Below are 15309 nucleotides of genomic sequence, written 5' to 3'. Positions count from 1 at the left end.
AATGAACAAGATTCCTAACCGCCAAGTTATCTGTGACACACTGCTGGAATTGGCCAAGGACGACCGGGATATTATGGTACTGGCCAGTGATTCACGCGGTTCCGCCGCGATGGCTCCTTTCGCCAATACATTTCCGGAGCAATTCGTCGAGGTTGGTATTGCAGAGCAGAACCTTGTAGGCATGGCCGCCGGATTGGCCCACAGCGGCAAGAAACCTTTTGTCACTTCACCTGCCTGCTTCCTGAGCATGCGCAGCATTGAGCAAATCAAGGTTGACGTCGCTTATTCGCGGACCAATGTGAAGCTGATCGGGATCAGCGGCGGCGTAAGCTACGGTGCGCTCGGCATGTCCCATCACTCCGTACAGGACATTGCGGTGGCCCGTGCCATTCCGGGACTGGCTATTGTGCTTCCCGCCGACCGCCACGAAACGAAGAAGCTGACCGAAGCGCTGGTTAAATATGACGGCGGCGTATATGTGCGGATTGGACGCAACCCGGTCGAGGACGTATACGAATCCGACGATTATCCGTTTGAAATAGGTAAGGCTGTAATTGTACAGGAAGGTTCCGATATTACGATCATTGCCGCCGGTGAAACCGTGCGGGTTGCCCTCGATGCCGCCCAGGCGCTTGCCGAAAGTGGCGTATCTGCCCGGGTCATCAACATGCATACGATTAAACCCTTGGATGAAGAGGCCATCATTGCTGCGGCACGGGAGACCGGACGCATTATTACGGTTGAAGAGCACAGCATTTACGGCGGTCTTGGCGCTGCCGTGGCGGAGGTTGTCGTACAGCATCATCCCGTTCCGATGAAGGTGCTCGGCATCCCGGATGAACCGGCCATTGCTGGCAAATCAGCGGAGGTATTCCGCCACTATGGCCTTACGGGCGACAATATCAAGCAGGTTGCGTTCGAATTGATCAACAAGTAAAGGGCGAAGCATATGGACCACAATCAGAAATATATATTGGCCATTGACCAGAGCACTTCAGGCACCAAAGCACTCCTGGTAAACTCTGAAGGAGCAGTCATCGCCCGCAGCGGAATGGCGCATAAACAGCACTTCCCCCAGCCTGGCTGGGTAGAGCATGATCCGCTCGAAATTTATGATAATGTCATAAAGGCGGCCCGCAGCGTGCTGGAGCAAACCGGCATCCACCCGGCGGAGCTGGCTGCCCTGACCCTTACCAACCAGCGGGAAACTGCGTTAATATGGGATAAGACCACCGGCTTGCCGGTATATAATGCCATCGTCTGGCAATGCCAGCGTACTGCGGACCTATGCGCCGGGCTGAAGCAAGCGGGTCACGAAAGCACCATCCGCGCCAAAACGGGACTTATGCTCGACCCTTATTTCTCCGCCGCCAAATGGGGCTGGATCATTAGGCATGCCAAAGGAGCTGCAGAGCTGCTGGCCGAAGGGAAGCTGCTCGCAGGAACCATGGACAGCTGGCTGATCTGGAAGCTGACCGGCGGCAGCACACATGCTACCGACTATACGAACGCCAGCCGCACCTCGCTGTTCAATATCCACACCTTGGAATGGGACGAAGAGCTTGCCCAGATTTTCTCCGTACCTTCATCCTTACTTCCCGAGGTTAAGCCGTCCGATGCCATATTCGGATATACGGCGGACAGCAGCCTTTTTGAGGAAAGGGTGCCAATCTCAGGCGTGATCGGAGATTCCCAGGGTGCGTTGTACGGCCATCTCTGCTTTAAGCCCGGAAGCGCCAAGGCCACCTTTGGTACCGGCACCTCTGTGTTGATGAATGTAGGCGACCACCCGATCGATGGCGGTGACGGTCTTGTAACTGCAATCGCCTGGGGGGCGGGGGGAAAGGTGACGTATGCGCTTGAAGCCATCATCCGGACAACAGGTGATAGCATCAAATGGATGCAGGATAATTTAGGGCTTTTCTCTACCTTTGAGGAAATGCAGGAATTGGTCGAAAGTGTTCCCGCGAACGACGGCGTTTATCTTGTACCCGCTTTTGTCGGAATGGGTGCACCCTATTGGGACCCTTACGCCCGGGCGGCCATTACCGGCATGAACCGCGGAACTACTAAAGCCCATATTGTCCGCGCTGCCCTGGAGAGCATTGCCTACCAAGTCAGGGACGCGGTAGAATTCATTGAACAGCAGTCCGGCATTCAGCTGCTCGGTCTGCGTACCGACGGCGGAGCCTCCTCCAATGTCTGGCTCATGCAGTTTCAAGCCGATATCCTGGGCAAGGTGGTAGCCCGGTCCACCTGCGCTGAACTGTCGGCCATGGGCTCGGTATATCTCGGCGGACTCGGCGCAGGTCTATGGTCCGACCCGGAGCAGATCGCAGCCCAACTGACACTGTATGAGACGTACGAACCTAAGCTAGATGACGCCACCCGGCACAATTATTACTCTGGCTGGCAGCGAGCTGTCCAGTCCGTGGTGCAGCGGATTTAAAAAAGTTCATTTGAGCTTCAGAGGGACGCATCTTTATGGCGCAGCATCAGTTAAATTCCGGTTTGATCGACTTTGTGACCCCAATGCGGAGATTCAAGCCGCTTCCGGAGAATGTCTACCAACCCACGTTGTCTATCAAAGTGCACAGGCACACCATTGATAGAATAGACGGCCGAATCTGGTAAACATTACGTAGCGATGCTGAAAGCTGTTGCGAAGAAGTGAAGTGATTGGACTTAAGTGGACTGCAATCAATTTCGTTAACAAAACGATTAGTATTCAGCATACTGTAACTCCGGTTTATTTTGAACGTAAAGAACACATCATTGAAAATGACCGGACTAAAAACAAATCGAGTCGCCGTACCTTACCTCTCGTACCAGCCTACCCGAACTATAAAGAAACTATAGGCACATTTATTACATTGTATAAATTCCTATACAACACAAAAAAGCAGCGATCCGTTCCCGGAAGTACCGGAAACGGATCGCTGCTTTTTGAGAAGATAAGAATTTTTATGCTTCGCGCAATACATGATTCTTATCTTTCTTCTCGCTTTGTATATTTGCTACTCCAGATACCCTTTGACCAGGCCCAGCGGCAGCAGCTTCGGCTGCTCGCAGCTGGTAGTTAGCTCCGCATACCGCTTGGTGTCGGAGCTTGTATGGAAAGCATGCATGATCTCGAGCACATGATTGGCCAGCTCGCCGTTTGCGCGCGGAGTGTCTCCTGTCTCGATGCAGCGGGCCATATCCGCTACGCCAATGCCCCGGCTGTTCCCGGCATAATTGTAGATCAGCGGAATCTCCTGGAATTCCGTGCTGTGCGCCGGACGCAGCAGGATCGGACCGCCGAAGGTGTTAGGGTCCGGTACGATCAGTGTGCCTTGTGATCCGTAGATTTCGATCCGCGGCAGCGTGCTATGCCATACATCGAAGCTGGTAATCATCGTTGCCACGGCGCCGCTAGCGAACTCGATGGTTCCGGCAACATGTGTAGGTACTTCTACATCAACCACTTTGCCGAACTTCTTCTCACTGGTGATCGTCCGTGTGGCAAAAGAAGTTTTGGTGATGCCGCATACAGTTTTGGCCGGGCCAAGCAAAGATACCAGAGCCGTAAGATAATACGGTCCCATATCAAACATTGGGCCGCCTCCGGCCTGATAGTAGAATTCAGGGTCCGGATGCCAGCTCTCATGACCATGGCAGAGCATGAAGGCCGTTGCTGCTACCGGCTCTCCGATATAGCCATCCGCAATCAGCTTGGCGCAGGTTTGCAGACCGCCTCCGAGGAAGGTGTCCGGCGCACAGCCGATGAACAGATTCTTTTCCTGCGCCAGACGGACAAGCTCAGTTCCATTCTCAAGCGTTAGCGACAGCGGCTTCTCGACATACACATGCTTACCGGCTAATAGAGCTTGCTTACACACATCGAAATGAAAATTAGGCGTGGTCAGATTAACGACAATCTCAATCTCTTCCGAAGCAAGCAATTCCTCTGTCGTCCATACATGAGGAACTCCGTATTTCTCCGCTGCCTGCTGTGCCCGCCCCAGATCCAGATCAGAACAGGCATAGACCTCCGTGTTCACAAAAGTTCCGGTCAAATTCTCAAAATAAATGCCGCTGATATTCCCGCAGCCGACGATGCCCACCTTCACTTTACGCACAATGATTCTCCCCTTATCACGGTTTTAGTTGGCAGCCCACAAAAAGCCTTTACGCATCAGTTCCTTGGCTTCCGGAATATCAAAAACATCCGCATGATGTCCAAGAGAATTATAGAATACCTTGCCCTTGCCCCATCTCTTCGTGTAGACCACTGGCATGGTGATGACACCGTTCGCCGAATGCTCACCTTCGCTCAGCACAAAAGTAGTTGTAGCCAATACGTCTACCGCTGGATCTACATGCAGATAATACTGTTCTGACTTCACCATGAAATCCTGGATGCCTTCCACAATCGGGCTGGAGCCGGATCTCACGATATTCACCTCATAATCCACCCCATCATTGAAGGGATGTGCCACCCACTGTGATCCGGTCAAAAATTGCCATTCTGTATTATTACGGAAGGAGTCGCACATCCCGCCATGACAACCGGCAATGCCTACCCCGGAAGCCACAGCCGCAAGAACCGACGCCACCTGTTCACCCGCGATTTCACCCATTGTCCACACCGGCACAATCAGACTTAATTCCTTAAGCGCTTCGGCGTTATTGAAGCTGTCCAGCGTATCCGATACCTCAACCTCGAACCCTTCAGCCTCCAGAATGCCGGCAAAAATCGCTGCAACCTCATTCGGTTCATGACCATCCCATCCGCCTTTTACAATCAATGCTTTCTTCGCCATATCAAGTTCTCCTTTTTGTCCTGGAATCAGTAAGCACGTGTCTATCTGAAGAAATTGTAATCCAAAAGGGTACCGGCTGCTCGCCATTTTGCTTGTATGACTGGTCATTTTTTGCTAAGTTTATGTGTAAATAGCGGAAGATCAGAACAGGAGAAATCATGAGAGCTTTTCACGAGAACAGAACGTATGGATCAGCTTTTCCCTTCACTGCATTTGTGAGTCCAAATATAGATTTTCTGGCCCACTGGCATAACGATCTGGAGATTATCTATGTACTGGAGGGTTCGATCCGGATGGGGATCAACTCGGAAACACGGGTATTGCAGGCAGGCGATCTGGCCGTATGCAGCAGCGGAGATATTCACTACTATGACAGCAAGGACAACAAATCCAAGCTTATCTTTGTTATCTTTAACCCTTCGCTGATCGGGTTTCCTGCAGGCTGGCCCTTGAATATGCGGCTCACTTCCCCTTTTAGGGAGAACCGTCCATCCACACCGGAAGATGAGGTCATTGACAGCCGCCTGTCCGCGATCATGCAGGAACTGCTGCAGGAACATGTTCAGAAGCTTCCGCATCATGAACAGCTTATGATCGGCTTGCTGCACGAGCTGTGCGCATTGATTCTACGGAATATGCCTCTGGACATAGTCAATCCTCATAAGGATAAGCGGCGCATTACGAATATGAAGATCATGCAGGAGGTCCTTGAATACCTCGACGTCAATTACATGCATCCCATCACACTTGCCGATGCAGCACGTCACGCCAACATGAGCCTGTTCTATTTCTCCCGTTTCTTCAAAAGCATCTCGGGCATGAGTTACATCGCGTACCTCAATAGTATCCGGGTCAATCAAGCAGAACGTCTGCTGCTGAATACCGACAAAAGCATTCTGGATATCGCGCTGGAATGCGGTTTCTCCAATATCCGTACCTTCAACCGTGTATTTAAACAGGTCAAGCTGCGGACACCGAGCGAACTGCGTTAGCGCTGCGTTTCATCGATCAGATTACCCTGGGCACCATCGAAGACTGGCTGGATCAGATCATAGAGGCTCATCCGAATGTGCAGGCTATCGGCATTGGCATCCCCGGCATCGTCCAGCATGACCGGATTGGTATATGCGATGTGGCGGCATTCTCCAGACTCTCCAGACCCTGAAGGAGCTGCTGGAGGAGGAGCCTGCCCTTTATTTGACCATCGCGGTAAGTCCTGTCTACTCCGGAGAGACTCCGATTACCGGTGCTTACGGGAGTCTGTCCTCGCTGCTCAAAGAACGCAGGCTGAATGAAGAAACCCAAATTATAGTGGAGCCGCGGGCTTTATCGGCGCGTTCCTTTCATGTCAAAGTTACCCACGGGGAAGAGCTGTCTAATCTTCTGCTGTCGGGCAATGAGGAGGCGGTGCTGGGATGGCTGGACAGACAGCTGGAGCAGCTGAATCAGAAGGACGCGGCGGCCGAGGACTTCCGGTCCTTGCCTATGTGCTGGACTATCTGGACAAGCATTACGGGGAGAATATCAATACTGGCTGTGGAAATGGTTCCATTCCATACCGGGGTGTGGTTTGAATTGAAAACATCATATCAAGGTGCTTTAACTTCGTATGAAGTTGCTTGCCTCATCCAATCACCTCCATCAGGGCAGAAAAGCAGCCCAAGCATTTGTTATTTTGCCAGAGCCGCTTAAACTGGTGCGCCTTCGGCGCGGATGTCGGCTTCCCCTTCCCAATATCAAATTATATTTCAGTCTCTCCTCGTAAGCTCGATAAACTTGCTGGCTGCGGTCGTCAACGGCATGTTACGCATGGTCATCAGGCCAACCTGAGCCGGGGGGAGCTGAACGTCCAGCTTTATCTCAAAGAGAGAGCCTTCCTCCAGCTCCTTGGAGACGAATTCGCGGGTTACGTAAGAAATGCCGAGTCCTTTTCGGGCAAATTCGATTAGCAGACCAACGCTGCCCACCTCAAATTTTGGCTTTAGCTCATATCCGTAGTCTTGGAACAAGTCCGTAATCGCCATACGAGCACGGCTGCTACGGGAGAAGAGGATGATGGGGTACTGAAGCAACTCTTCGATAGAGAGCACCTTCTGCTTCAGCTCGGCATAGTGGCTGCCCGCAATAAAGCAGTCCTGTAACTGAAGCCCCTGCCACACCTCAAGCTGGGGATCGGTGATCGGCATGCGCACTACGCCCAGATCAATGAGGCCTTCTTTTAAATATGAGATGACTTCCGGTGTGGTTCCGTGCTTCAGATGAATCTGAATGCCGGGGTAGCGTTGGTGAAAGATTTCGATGAATGGTAGTAGAAAATGCTTGAACAGAGAATCACTTCCACCAATCCGCAGCTCGCCGTTATCGAGGTTTTTGAGTTTAGCCATTTGCTTCTCGGCTTGAGTGATAAGGATGTGCGACTGTTCAATATACGAGTACAGAGCGACTCCCTCCGATGTCAATACGACGCCCTTGGAATTCCTGATAAAGAGGGTTAGACCAAAGTTGTCCTCCAGTTGCTTAATCGCATGACTGACACTTGGCTGGGTAATATACAGGGATTTGGCGGCTTGGGTCAGACTGCCAGTCTTGGCTGCCCAGTAGAAAACCTTATATAACTCAAAATTGATCATAGACATGGTCTATAGCTCCTGTGAAATATATTAATTACTTGTATGGGTTGTATTTGTATTATAGTGTAACCAGGAAAGATAAACCAGAGAGAAGGAGAATGGAGATGGAGGCAACCACATTTGTTTTATTTGGAGCGACAGGAGATTTGGCCCGGAGAAAAATCTACCCTGCGCTGTATAATCTGTTTCTCGACCACAAGCTGAACCATTCATTCTCTGTGATTGGTCTTGGCAGAAGAGAATTGGGTGACGAAGCCTTTCAGGCTATGGTGGAGCGGTCCATCCGGGACTTTTCCCGGCGGGAAGTGAATGATTCAGCGTCCGTGCGCGGCTTCCTGAAGGCCTTCCGATATAATGTGCTGGACGTAGGGCATACAGAGGATTATCTCAAGCTGCTGCAGCGGGTTGAGCAGCAGGAGAAAAGAGCGGGTGGTTCCCCGAACCGGATGTTCTATTTATCCGTCGGACCTGAGTTTTTTGAGACGATTGCCTTGAACATTAAGGGAAGCGGGCTGGGTTCCGCGAAGGGCTGGAAACGCCTGGTGATTGAGAAGCCCTTCGGACATGATCTGCAGTCTGCGCAGGAGCTGAATCTGAAGCTGAGCGAAGCTTTTAGCGAGGATGAAATTTTCCGGATCGACCATTACCTGGGCAAACCGATGGTGCAGGAGCTGGATGTATTCCAGCAGACGAATCCGGTGCTTCATGCACTCTGGAACAACCGCTACATTGCCAACGTGCAGATTACTGCGGGGGAAACGGTGGGCGTGGAAGAAAGAGCGGGCTATTACGATCATGTTGGTGCACTGAGAGACATGTTCCAGAATCATATGCTGCAGCTGCTGATGATGCTCGCGATCCGCTTGCCGAAAGACAGCTCCGCAGACGAGGTGCGCTTCAAGAAGAAAGAGGTGATGGAGGCCCTGGAGCCGTTGGAAGAAACGGATATCCCGTTTAAAGTGATCCGTGGGCAGTACACTGCAGGCGCCATCAAGGGCAAGCAGGTCCCAGGCTATCTCTCCGAACCGGGAATTCCGGCAGGATCGATGAACGATACATTTATTGCGGCCAGATTGCAGATCGATGATCCATTCTGGAAGGGCGTGCCGTTCTATATCCGAACCGGGAAGAGAATGAAAGAGAAATCAACACGTATTGTGATTGAATTCAAAGAGCCGCTCAAGCAGAACTCGTCAGCCGCCGAGGATGATATCCCCAATCTTCTGGTGTTCGAGATCAGCCCGAACGAGGGCATTACTCTACAGCTCAAGGCAAGAGATCCCCAGCACAAAGGGAAGTTCAAGGCAATGCATATTGACTTCCATACCAGATCTATTGAGGTCCCGGAGGCTTATGAGAACCTGATTTATGATGCTTTGCACGGAGATCCGTCATTCTTTGCGCATTGGAATGAAGTGGAGCTGTCCTGGAAATGGGTGCAGCCGATCCTGAATGCTTTTGACAAGAATGCGGTTCCTCTTCATCCCTACGCTGCGGGTACGTTCGGACCTATTGAATCAGATCAGCTGCTGGCGAAGGATGGAAATCACTGGTGGCTCGACTCTGCCATTGAAGAAGTAAACGATCTTTCTCTCCCTGATGCTTCAAATTTTTAAAACTGTAATTAATTCAACTAAAATTGGAGGTTTACGAATATGAAATTTTTTATCGATACTGCAAATGTGGAAGACATTAAAAAAGCATACCAGATCGGAGTCCTGTCCGGAGTCACTACGAATCCGTCTCTGGTGGCCAAAGAGGGCGTGAAATTTGAAGACCGCATTGCGGAAATTCTGCGTACTGTGCCTGAGGTAGAGTCCGTATCCGCCGAGGTAACACCGGATGCCGTCACTGCGGAAGAGATGATCGCACAGGCGAACGAGCTGATCAAGATCAATAACTATGATAAAAACATTACGATCAAGCTCCCGATGACGCTCGCGGGTCTGGAGGCCTGCCGGCATCTGACTCAAAAAGGCGTGAAAACAAACGTAACGCTGATCTTCACCGTGAACCAGGCGCTTCTCGCTGCCCGTGCAGGAGCTACCTACGTATCGCCATTCCTGGGCCGTCTGGATGATATTTCGGAGGATGGGGTGCAATTGATCGTGAAGGTTGCTGAACTGTTCCGCATTCATAACCTGGATGCGCAGATTATCGCCGCTTCGGTCCGCCATCCTGACCATGTGACCCGCGTTGCCATGGCCGGTGCGCATATTGCCACCATTCCGTTCAGCCTGATCGAGCAGATCTCCAAGCATCCGCTGACCGACCAGGGGCTGGAGAAGTTCGCTGCCGACTGGAAGAAAGCGCCGCAGGTCTAATTGTCCAGCACATATTATAGGGAGGTCTATTGTCGATGGGTAAACAGCAGATTGGTGTGGTCGGCTTAGCCGTCATGGGTAAGAATCTGGCCTTGAATATGGAGAGCAAAGGGTTCTCGGTGGCCCTGTACAACCGTTCCCGGGAGAAAACCGATGAACTGATTAAAGAAGCGGAGGGCAAAAATTTCACGGGTGCCTACAGCATTGAAGAGTTCGTCCAGTCTCTGGAGCTTCCGCGCAAAATCATGATTATGGTCAAGGCTGGCAAGCCGACAGATGATACGATTCAGCAGCTGGTGCCGCATTTGTCGCCAGGGGATATCCTGATTGACGGCGGGAACGCCTTTTTCCCGGATACGCAAAGACGGAACAAAGAGCTGCAGGCTCAAGGCTTCCGCTTCATCGGCGCTGGGGTATCGGGCGGTGAAGAGGGGGCGCTGAAGGGACCGGCCATTATGCCAGGCGGACAAAAGGATGCCTACGAGCTGGTGGAGCCGATCCTGACAGCCATTTCGGCCAAAGTGGACGGCGATCCGTGCTCCACTTACATCGGAGAAGATGGTGCCGGACACTATGTCAAAATGGTCCATAACGGCATCGAATACGGCGATATGCAGCTTATTGGCGAAGCGTATCAGCTGCTGAAGGATGTGCTGGGTCTTGGCACCACTGAACTGCATGAGATTTTCTCGGAATGGAACCGCGGCGAGCTAAGCAGCTATCTCATTGAGATTACAGCCGACATCTTCGCCAAGGTAGACCGGGATACCGGCAAGCCGATGGTCGATGTGATCCTGGATTCCGCCGGACAAAAGGGAACCGGCAAGTGGACTAGTCAAAATGCACTCGATCTGGGCGTTCCGTTATCCATCATTACCGAATCGGTCTTTGCACGATTTATCTCGGCCATGAAGGAAGAGCGCGTGGCTGCAAGCCAAGTCCTGAAGGGGCCCGCAACCAAAGCCTACGAAGGAGATGCCAAGGAATTCATCGAGGCGGTCCGCAAAGCGCTCTATGCCAGCAAAATCGCCTCCTACGCCCAGGGCTTTGCCCAGATGAGAGTGGCTTCGGACGAATATAACTGGAACCTGAACTACGGCAGCATTGCGATGATCTTCCGCGGTGGATGCATTATCCGCGCAGGCTTCCTGCAGAATATCAAGGATGCGTATGACCGCGACCCTGAGCTCAAAAACCTGTTCCTCGACGAGTATTTCAGCAGCGTCGTTCATAGCTACCAGGATGCTTGGAGAGATGTAGTAGCAATCGCTGTGAAACGTGGCATTCCGGTTCCGGCCTTTGCTTCCGGACTGGCCTACTATGACAGCTACCGTTCCGAACGGCTTCCGGCCAACCTGCTGCAGGCGCAAAGAGACTACTTTGGAGCCCATACCTTTGAACGGGTGGATCAACCGGGAAGCTTCCATTTTCAATGGATGAACAGCAACGAATAATGAGCTATTGTTAGTTATAAACGTCTATCTAGAAGTCCGGGTGTATAAGCCCGGACTTTTTGAGCAATCCATGAGAAATAAAAATGAAAGACTTTATTAAATCTCTCATCTACAGTAGACCATATGTTCGGAGCAGGTAGCATAGTGAATGGGTTAATTTTTTATTATGTCCGAATTAGAGGGAATCGGCTAAGAGACCCTGTTCTTCCCCTACTTTTCCTCACTATATTCCACAACACTGCTTGGCCCTGTTACTCCTAATTCCTGGTTCTGCCTCATCGAATTCGACATATCGTCAGTGTTTTCCAGTAGTCAAAAGGTTAAGCAAATAAGCTTTTAAATCAACAATTCGTAAATATTCTGGTTTTTGATCCGTTCCACAGATGATCAAGGGAACAAGCGATTCCATTTTACGAATGGAACCGTGACCGCCGCCACCTTTGTGCGTTGGTGAACTTCTGTCCGCTAATTCATATCCCGGTTTTGCCGTAACAACTAAAAACTTGCCTGGATGCGAATCGAGCGAGCCTGACAATCGCCGCAGAACATCGGGATACTGATCGTAATCCAATGAATGAGCAGCAGCATTCACCCTTAAATCCAATATCTCACTGTCCTGTTTGACCGTCCATGATTGTTTATAAGCATCGGTCAGGTTTCCGTTGGCTTTGAACTTGAGCTGCTTGGCTGTTGATCCCTGGATTACGTTAATCCAATCCTTTTCTTTCCATGCAATAAAATCAATGCGCGGATCGTTTTTTATTAAATTCGCCACATCTCTTAGGGAGCGCTCCGCTTTTAATGGATATACATAGGCCATCGTTTCATTGACAGCCAGAATGATTTCTGTCTCCTTCGATACGGCTTCACCCGGACGCAAAATTCGGGCATCTCCGAACATAGAGGACAGATCAATGATCGGATTTTGTTCAGCAGGCAGGATTTGGGTCATTCCGCTGTCCCCTGCAATGATAATAATCGCATCCTTCAAAGCTTTTTCCGGAGAACCGAACGTTTGCAACAAAGATTGAAGCTGCTGATCCAACTTTTTGACCCCATTTAGTTCAGTGGGGCCTTTCTTATGTAACTCCCGGTCCAAATCGGGCAAATAAACAAACAAAAAATCCGGCAATTTATTGGCTTGAATCAAGTATTTTACGGCTTCTATAGCGAAATTATTATTGATTCCCAACCGATTCGTTATTCCATCGGGCAAATTTTTTATACCTTCAAACGGATTAGTCAACGAACCCAAGGACAAAAAATCCGGTCCTTTCACTTGAATTTCTTTCGGCAAAGAGGTAGGTCCTTGAATCCAGCCAGGAATCGATAACTTATGATCCGATGCCCCGCGGTAAATTAGGCCGTTTATCGATCCGGACTTTAACCCTTGCCGGGCTAAATCTTCATAGATCGTGGGCAAATTCCGGTTTAAGTGACTCCCGTTCAAATGGATTAGTGCATCGGTTAACACCGGATTAATTCCATGTCTAAGCAATTCCATCGGCCCGGTCCCGTAATTGATTTTTTTTTTGTCGCCCGCAGAATACCAAGTCAAACCCGGCACACGGTGAACATCCGGATACTTTCCGGTGAGCAACGAGCTGTCGATCGTAACGGACATCGTGGGAAAAGAACTGACCAGGTCTTTATAATATTGCCCGTGATTGATCAGGAATTTAAAGGCGGGAAGCTCGTGCTCTCTGATTCCTTGGTCGATTGCCTGAGCCATTAAAGAGTCCGCCATCAGTAAAATGACTTTCTTCGTATTTTCTTTGTTAGCGGATTTTATCCGCATCAAATCTTGTTCTTTAGGTTTCGGATTCTGGCATCCAATAATCAAGATCAATAGTAAGATCGACGGCAAAATTCGACTCTCTTTTATCCACATGACAATTCACCTACTTCATATACATTTTGTCGCGGAACTCTTGAAGTTATACAGCGAGACACCGTTTGGTGGATTTTTCCTTTGTATGATCCTAGAACGTTAGAGGCACACTATTTTCAACATTAATGAAATGGTGGGTGAGTTTAATCTCATGTATTTGTCCCCGCGTTTGTATCACCGGTTTGTACGTCCACAATGGTTCACCAATAAATATATTCACGAGCGTATCAGAAGCCGTTTCTCATTAGAAAATAAAAGCATTCTGGATTTTGGCTGCGGAACCGGAGCAAACTGTTCCCTATGCGATGCAGATCATTATTATGGCATTGATCCCGATGCCAAAAGAGTACAATTCGCCAAACAGTTACATCCCAACCATACCTTTATGGTGTTTGACGAAAAACGTATTCCGATATCGGATCAAACCGTAGATCTCATTCTCATCATCGCGGTTCTCCACCATATCTCCAACGAACAAATTACCGGATATTTGAACGAGTTCAGCAGAGTAATGAAACCCGAAGGGAAATTAATTATCATCGAGCCATATTTATGTCCGCGGCACAAAATCAACAACTGGTTTATGAAACAGTATGACAACGGTGAGTTTATTCGCAGTGAGGATGAATATCTGCAGCTGTTCAAACGCCAACAATATGAGTATCAAGTGATCAAAAAGTTCAGGAAGGGCCTTCTCTACAACGAAATCTTTTTTTCAGCTATGCCCAAAGTACAAGCTTAATCCTCTAGACGCTAAAAAGGGCCTGTCCATAAGTCATCAAAGACTTAAGGCAGTCCCTTTTTGATTTATCTAACGGTACGCCTGCCGTATACCCAATTTGCCGCCGTACAAGCAACTACATGACGGGTTGTTTGCAACGGACGGGCCGATTTTATATCCTTCTTTTTCTGAAGCTGTTCGAGCGTCAGGCTTTTTTTTAATAAGGCTTCGTCAAATTCTTTCTGGGCCGCCTGCTTCGCTTTAAAAAGCATCATCTGCACCCGGCTATATACGTTTATTGCTCCATCTCCCGTCGTTTCTATCGGCAGAAAGATGGCATCGGGGTATCTTTCGGTGATCAGGGACTGCACACCGTCGGAAACGCCGGAAGACGGCATGCATCCAAAAGGCTTGACAGAAATAGTCATGTTCACTTTCCGCTTGGTTACGTTCAGAATCAGCTTCCCCACCTCCATGTGCCCCTCTCCGCCGCGCAGATGGTTATTATAGTGTTCATGGGCAACCCGGGCGATCTCTTCCATATCGGGCAGGTGGTAATGATGCAGGCCAATAATTTTGGCATACGTCTGGAACGTCACACGAAGGACACGGTCAGCCAACCCTAACATACGCAGATGCAGGAACGGGTGCTTTCCCTTCAGACCATTTTTTCCAGAATCCGCTTCGCGCAGATGGATTCGCTTTAAGGTATCGAAGCGCCCTGACCAGATGAGGAACAAGATCCAAGCCGTCAACGATTGCACCTCCACCTCGCCTCCCTCGCTTTCTATAAAGCGCTGCAGCTGGTAGTTCCCGTCACCCTCGGTAGTCATCGCCCAGAACTCTCCGATTATGCTTACCTTCGGTTTGACTCTGCTACGATCCACCCGAACGGTTTGCAGTTCCCTGCGGCTTCTAATCAACGCCGGTTTCAACCGTTTATGCTCGCTCAGGGCATCATATATGTACTGCTTGCATCGCTCCAGAGCTGCGTCTGTTGAGCCTGCTTTCACCTCATAAGGACGGATACGGTAAGCCAGCGCATTTAAGATGTCTCCCACAAAAATGGCTTTCAAGAGGCTGATAAAAAACGGCATATCCAATTTCAGCGCCGACTCGCTGCCGGTCATCTGTTTCAATCCATTCGCCTGTTGGAACTGAAGAACCCTAAATCCGTCAAATCCCGCATCACGCAGAGCCTTTCGATACTCCGTAACATAGGTTCCGAAGCGGCAGGGGCCGCAGGAACCGCAGGTAACGAGCAGATAGTTGCCGATGATCTCTTCCTTTGATTTGCCTTCCACATCACGAAGGTAATGCAGATATTTAATTAAATTGCCGACCGTGAAGTATGTCGGGTTGCATTGCCCGCGGTTGCCGAACTCTTTACCGTAGCGCAGGGACTCATTGTCCGGACATTCCATATGCTTCACCCGATAGCCTAACCCTTTTAGCGCCGCCTCCACCAAATAATCGTGAGCCAT

At 50.1% G+C, this 15309-nt stretch carries 13 protein-coding genes; 8 read left to right on the top strand and 5 right to left on the bottom strand.

Annotated elements, in window-relative coordinates:
- The first annotated feature begins 1 nt into the window (after position 1).
- Together B9T62_RS02270 and glpK are read left to right on the top strand one after the other, a co-directional pair.
- The gene (locus B9T62_RS02270) at positions 2 to 937 is read left to right on the top strand and encodes a transketolase family protein (RefSeq protein ID WP_087913781.1); all 936 of its coding nucleotides are present in this window, start codon (positions 2 to 4) and stop codon (positions 935 to 937) included.
- A 12-nt stretch (positions 938 to 949) separates the two neighbouring features.
- The gene (gene glpK, locus B9T62_RS02265) at positions 950 to 2449 is read left to right on the top strand and encodes a glycerol kinase GlpK (RefSeq protein WP_087913780.1); all 1500 of its coding nucleotides are present in this window, start codon (positions 950 to 952) and stop codon (positions 2447 to 2449) included.
- 568 nt (positions 2450 to 3017) lie between these two features.
- On the opposite strand, the gene B9T62_RS02260 is transcribed toward glpK, so the two are convergent.
- Both B9T62_RS02260 and B9T62_RS02255 read right to left on the bottom strand, forming a co-directional pair.
- Positions 3018 to 4121: a Gfo/Idh/MocA family protein gene (locus B9T62_RS02260; protein WP_211296398.1), complete on the bottom strand. Its 1104-nt coding sequence runs from the start codon at positions 4119 to 4121 to the stop codon at positions 3018 to 3020.
- Positions 4122 to 4145: 24 nt separating this feature from the next.
- Positions 4146 to 4805, bottom strand: coding sequence for a ThuA domain-containing protein (locus B9T62_RS02255; RefSeq protein WP_087913778.1), 660 nt, complete (start codon positions 4803 to 4805; stop codon positions 4146 to 4148).
- Between the two features lie 158 nt (positions 4806 to 4963).
- Here B9T62_RS02255 and B9T62_RS02250 point away from each other — a divergent pair, with 158 nt between their 5' ends.
- Together B9T62_RS02250 and B9T62_RS02245 are read left to right on the top strand one after the other, a co-directional pair.
- Positions 4964 to 5797: an AraC family transcriptional regulator gene (locus B9T62_RS02250; protein WP_087913777.1), complete on the top strand. Its 834-nt coding sequence runs from the start codon at positions 4964 to 4966 to the stop codon at positions 5795 to 5797.
- Between the two features lie 133 nt (positions 5798 to 5930).
- Positions 5931 to 6497, top strand: a complete 567-nt coding sequence (locus tag B9T62_RS02245; protein WP_087913776.1) for a hypothetical protein — start codon at positions 5931 to 5933, stop codon at positions 6495 to 6497.
- A gap of 56 nt (positions 6498 to 6553) precedes the next feature.
- Here B9T62_RS02245 and B9T62_RS02240 read toward each other — a convergent pair whose 3' ends face one another.
- Positions 6554 to 7441: a LysR family transcriptional regulator gene (locus B9T62_RS02240; protein WP_087913775.1), complete on the bottom strand. Its 888-nt coding sequence runs from the start codon at positions 7439 to 7441 to the stop codon at positions 6554 to 6556.
- A 98-nt stretch (positions 7442 to 7539) separates the two neighbouring features.
- Here B9T62_RS02240 and zwf point away from each other — a divergent pair, with 98 nt between their 5' ends.
- The 3 genes from zwf to gndA are packed head-to-tail and all read left to right on the top strand — an operon-like array spanning position 7540 to position 11213.
- Entirely contained in the window at positions 7540 to 9051 is a 1512-nt protein-coding gene (gene zwf, locus B9T62_RS02235) for a glucose-6-phosphate dehydrogenase (protein WP_087913774.1), read from the top strand.
- Positions 9052 to 9090: 39 nt separating this feature from the next.
- Positions 9091 to 9759 carry a fructose-6-phosphate aldolase gene (gene fsa, locus B9T62_RS02230; RefSeq protein ID WP_087913773.1) on the top strand — a complete coding sequence of 223 codons (669 nt, stop codon included), beginning with the start codon at positions 9091 to 9093 and terminating at the stop codon, positions 9757 to 9759.
- Between the two features lie 35 nt (positions 9760 to 9794).
- Positions 9795 to 11213 (top strand): NADP-dependent phosphogluconate dehydrogenase, encoded by a 1419-nt coding sequence (gndA, locus tag B9T62_RS02225; RefSeq protein ID WP_087913772.1) that lies wholly within the window; start codon positions 9795 to 9797, stop codon positions 11211 to 11213.
- Positions 11214 to 11508: 295 nt separating this feature from the next.
- Here gndA and B9T62_RS02220 read toward each other — a convergent pair whose 3' ends face one another.
- A complete protein-coding gene (locus B9T62_RS02220) occupies positions 11509 to 13104 on the bottom strand; it encodes an alkaline phosphatase family protein (protein WP_087913771.1) in 1596 nt (531 codons plus the stop codon).
- Between the two features lie 130 nt (positions 13105 to 13234).
- Between B9T62_RS02220 and B9T62_RS02215 the strand changes: the two genes are divergently transcribed.
- Entirely contained in the window at positions 13235 to 13846 is a 612-nt protein-coding gene (locus B9T62_RS02215; RefSeq protein WP_087913770.1) for a class I SAM-dependent methyltransferase, read from the top strand.
- Positions 13847 to 13911: 65 nt separating this feature from the next.
- Here B9T62_RS02215 and B9T62_RS02210 read toward each other — a convergent pair whose 3' ends face one another.
- Positions 13912 to 15309, bottom strand: coding sequence for a 2-hydroxyglutaryl-CoA dehydratase (locus B9T62_RS02210; RefSeq protein ID WP_245864313.1), 1398 nt, complete (start codon positions 15307 to 15309; stop codon positions 13912 to 13914).

Origin of the sequence: Paenibacillus donghaensis (genome assembly GCF_002192415.1) — a bacterium.
Lineage (GTDB): Bacteria > Bacillota > Bacilli > Paenibacillales > Paenibacillaceae > Paenibacillus_AQ > Paenibacillus_AQ donghaensis.
The sequence above is the reverse complement of the archived record's forward strand: the minus strand, read 5'-3'. Positions and strand labels throughout refer to the sequence as shown.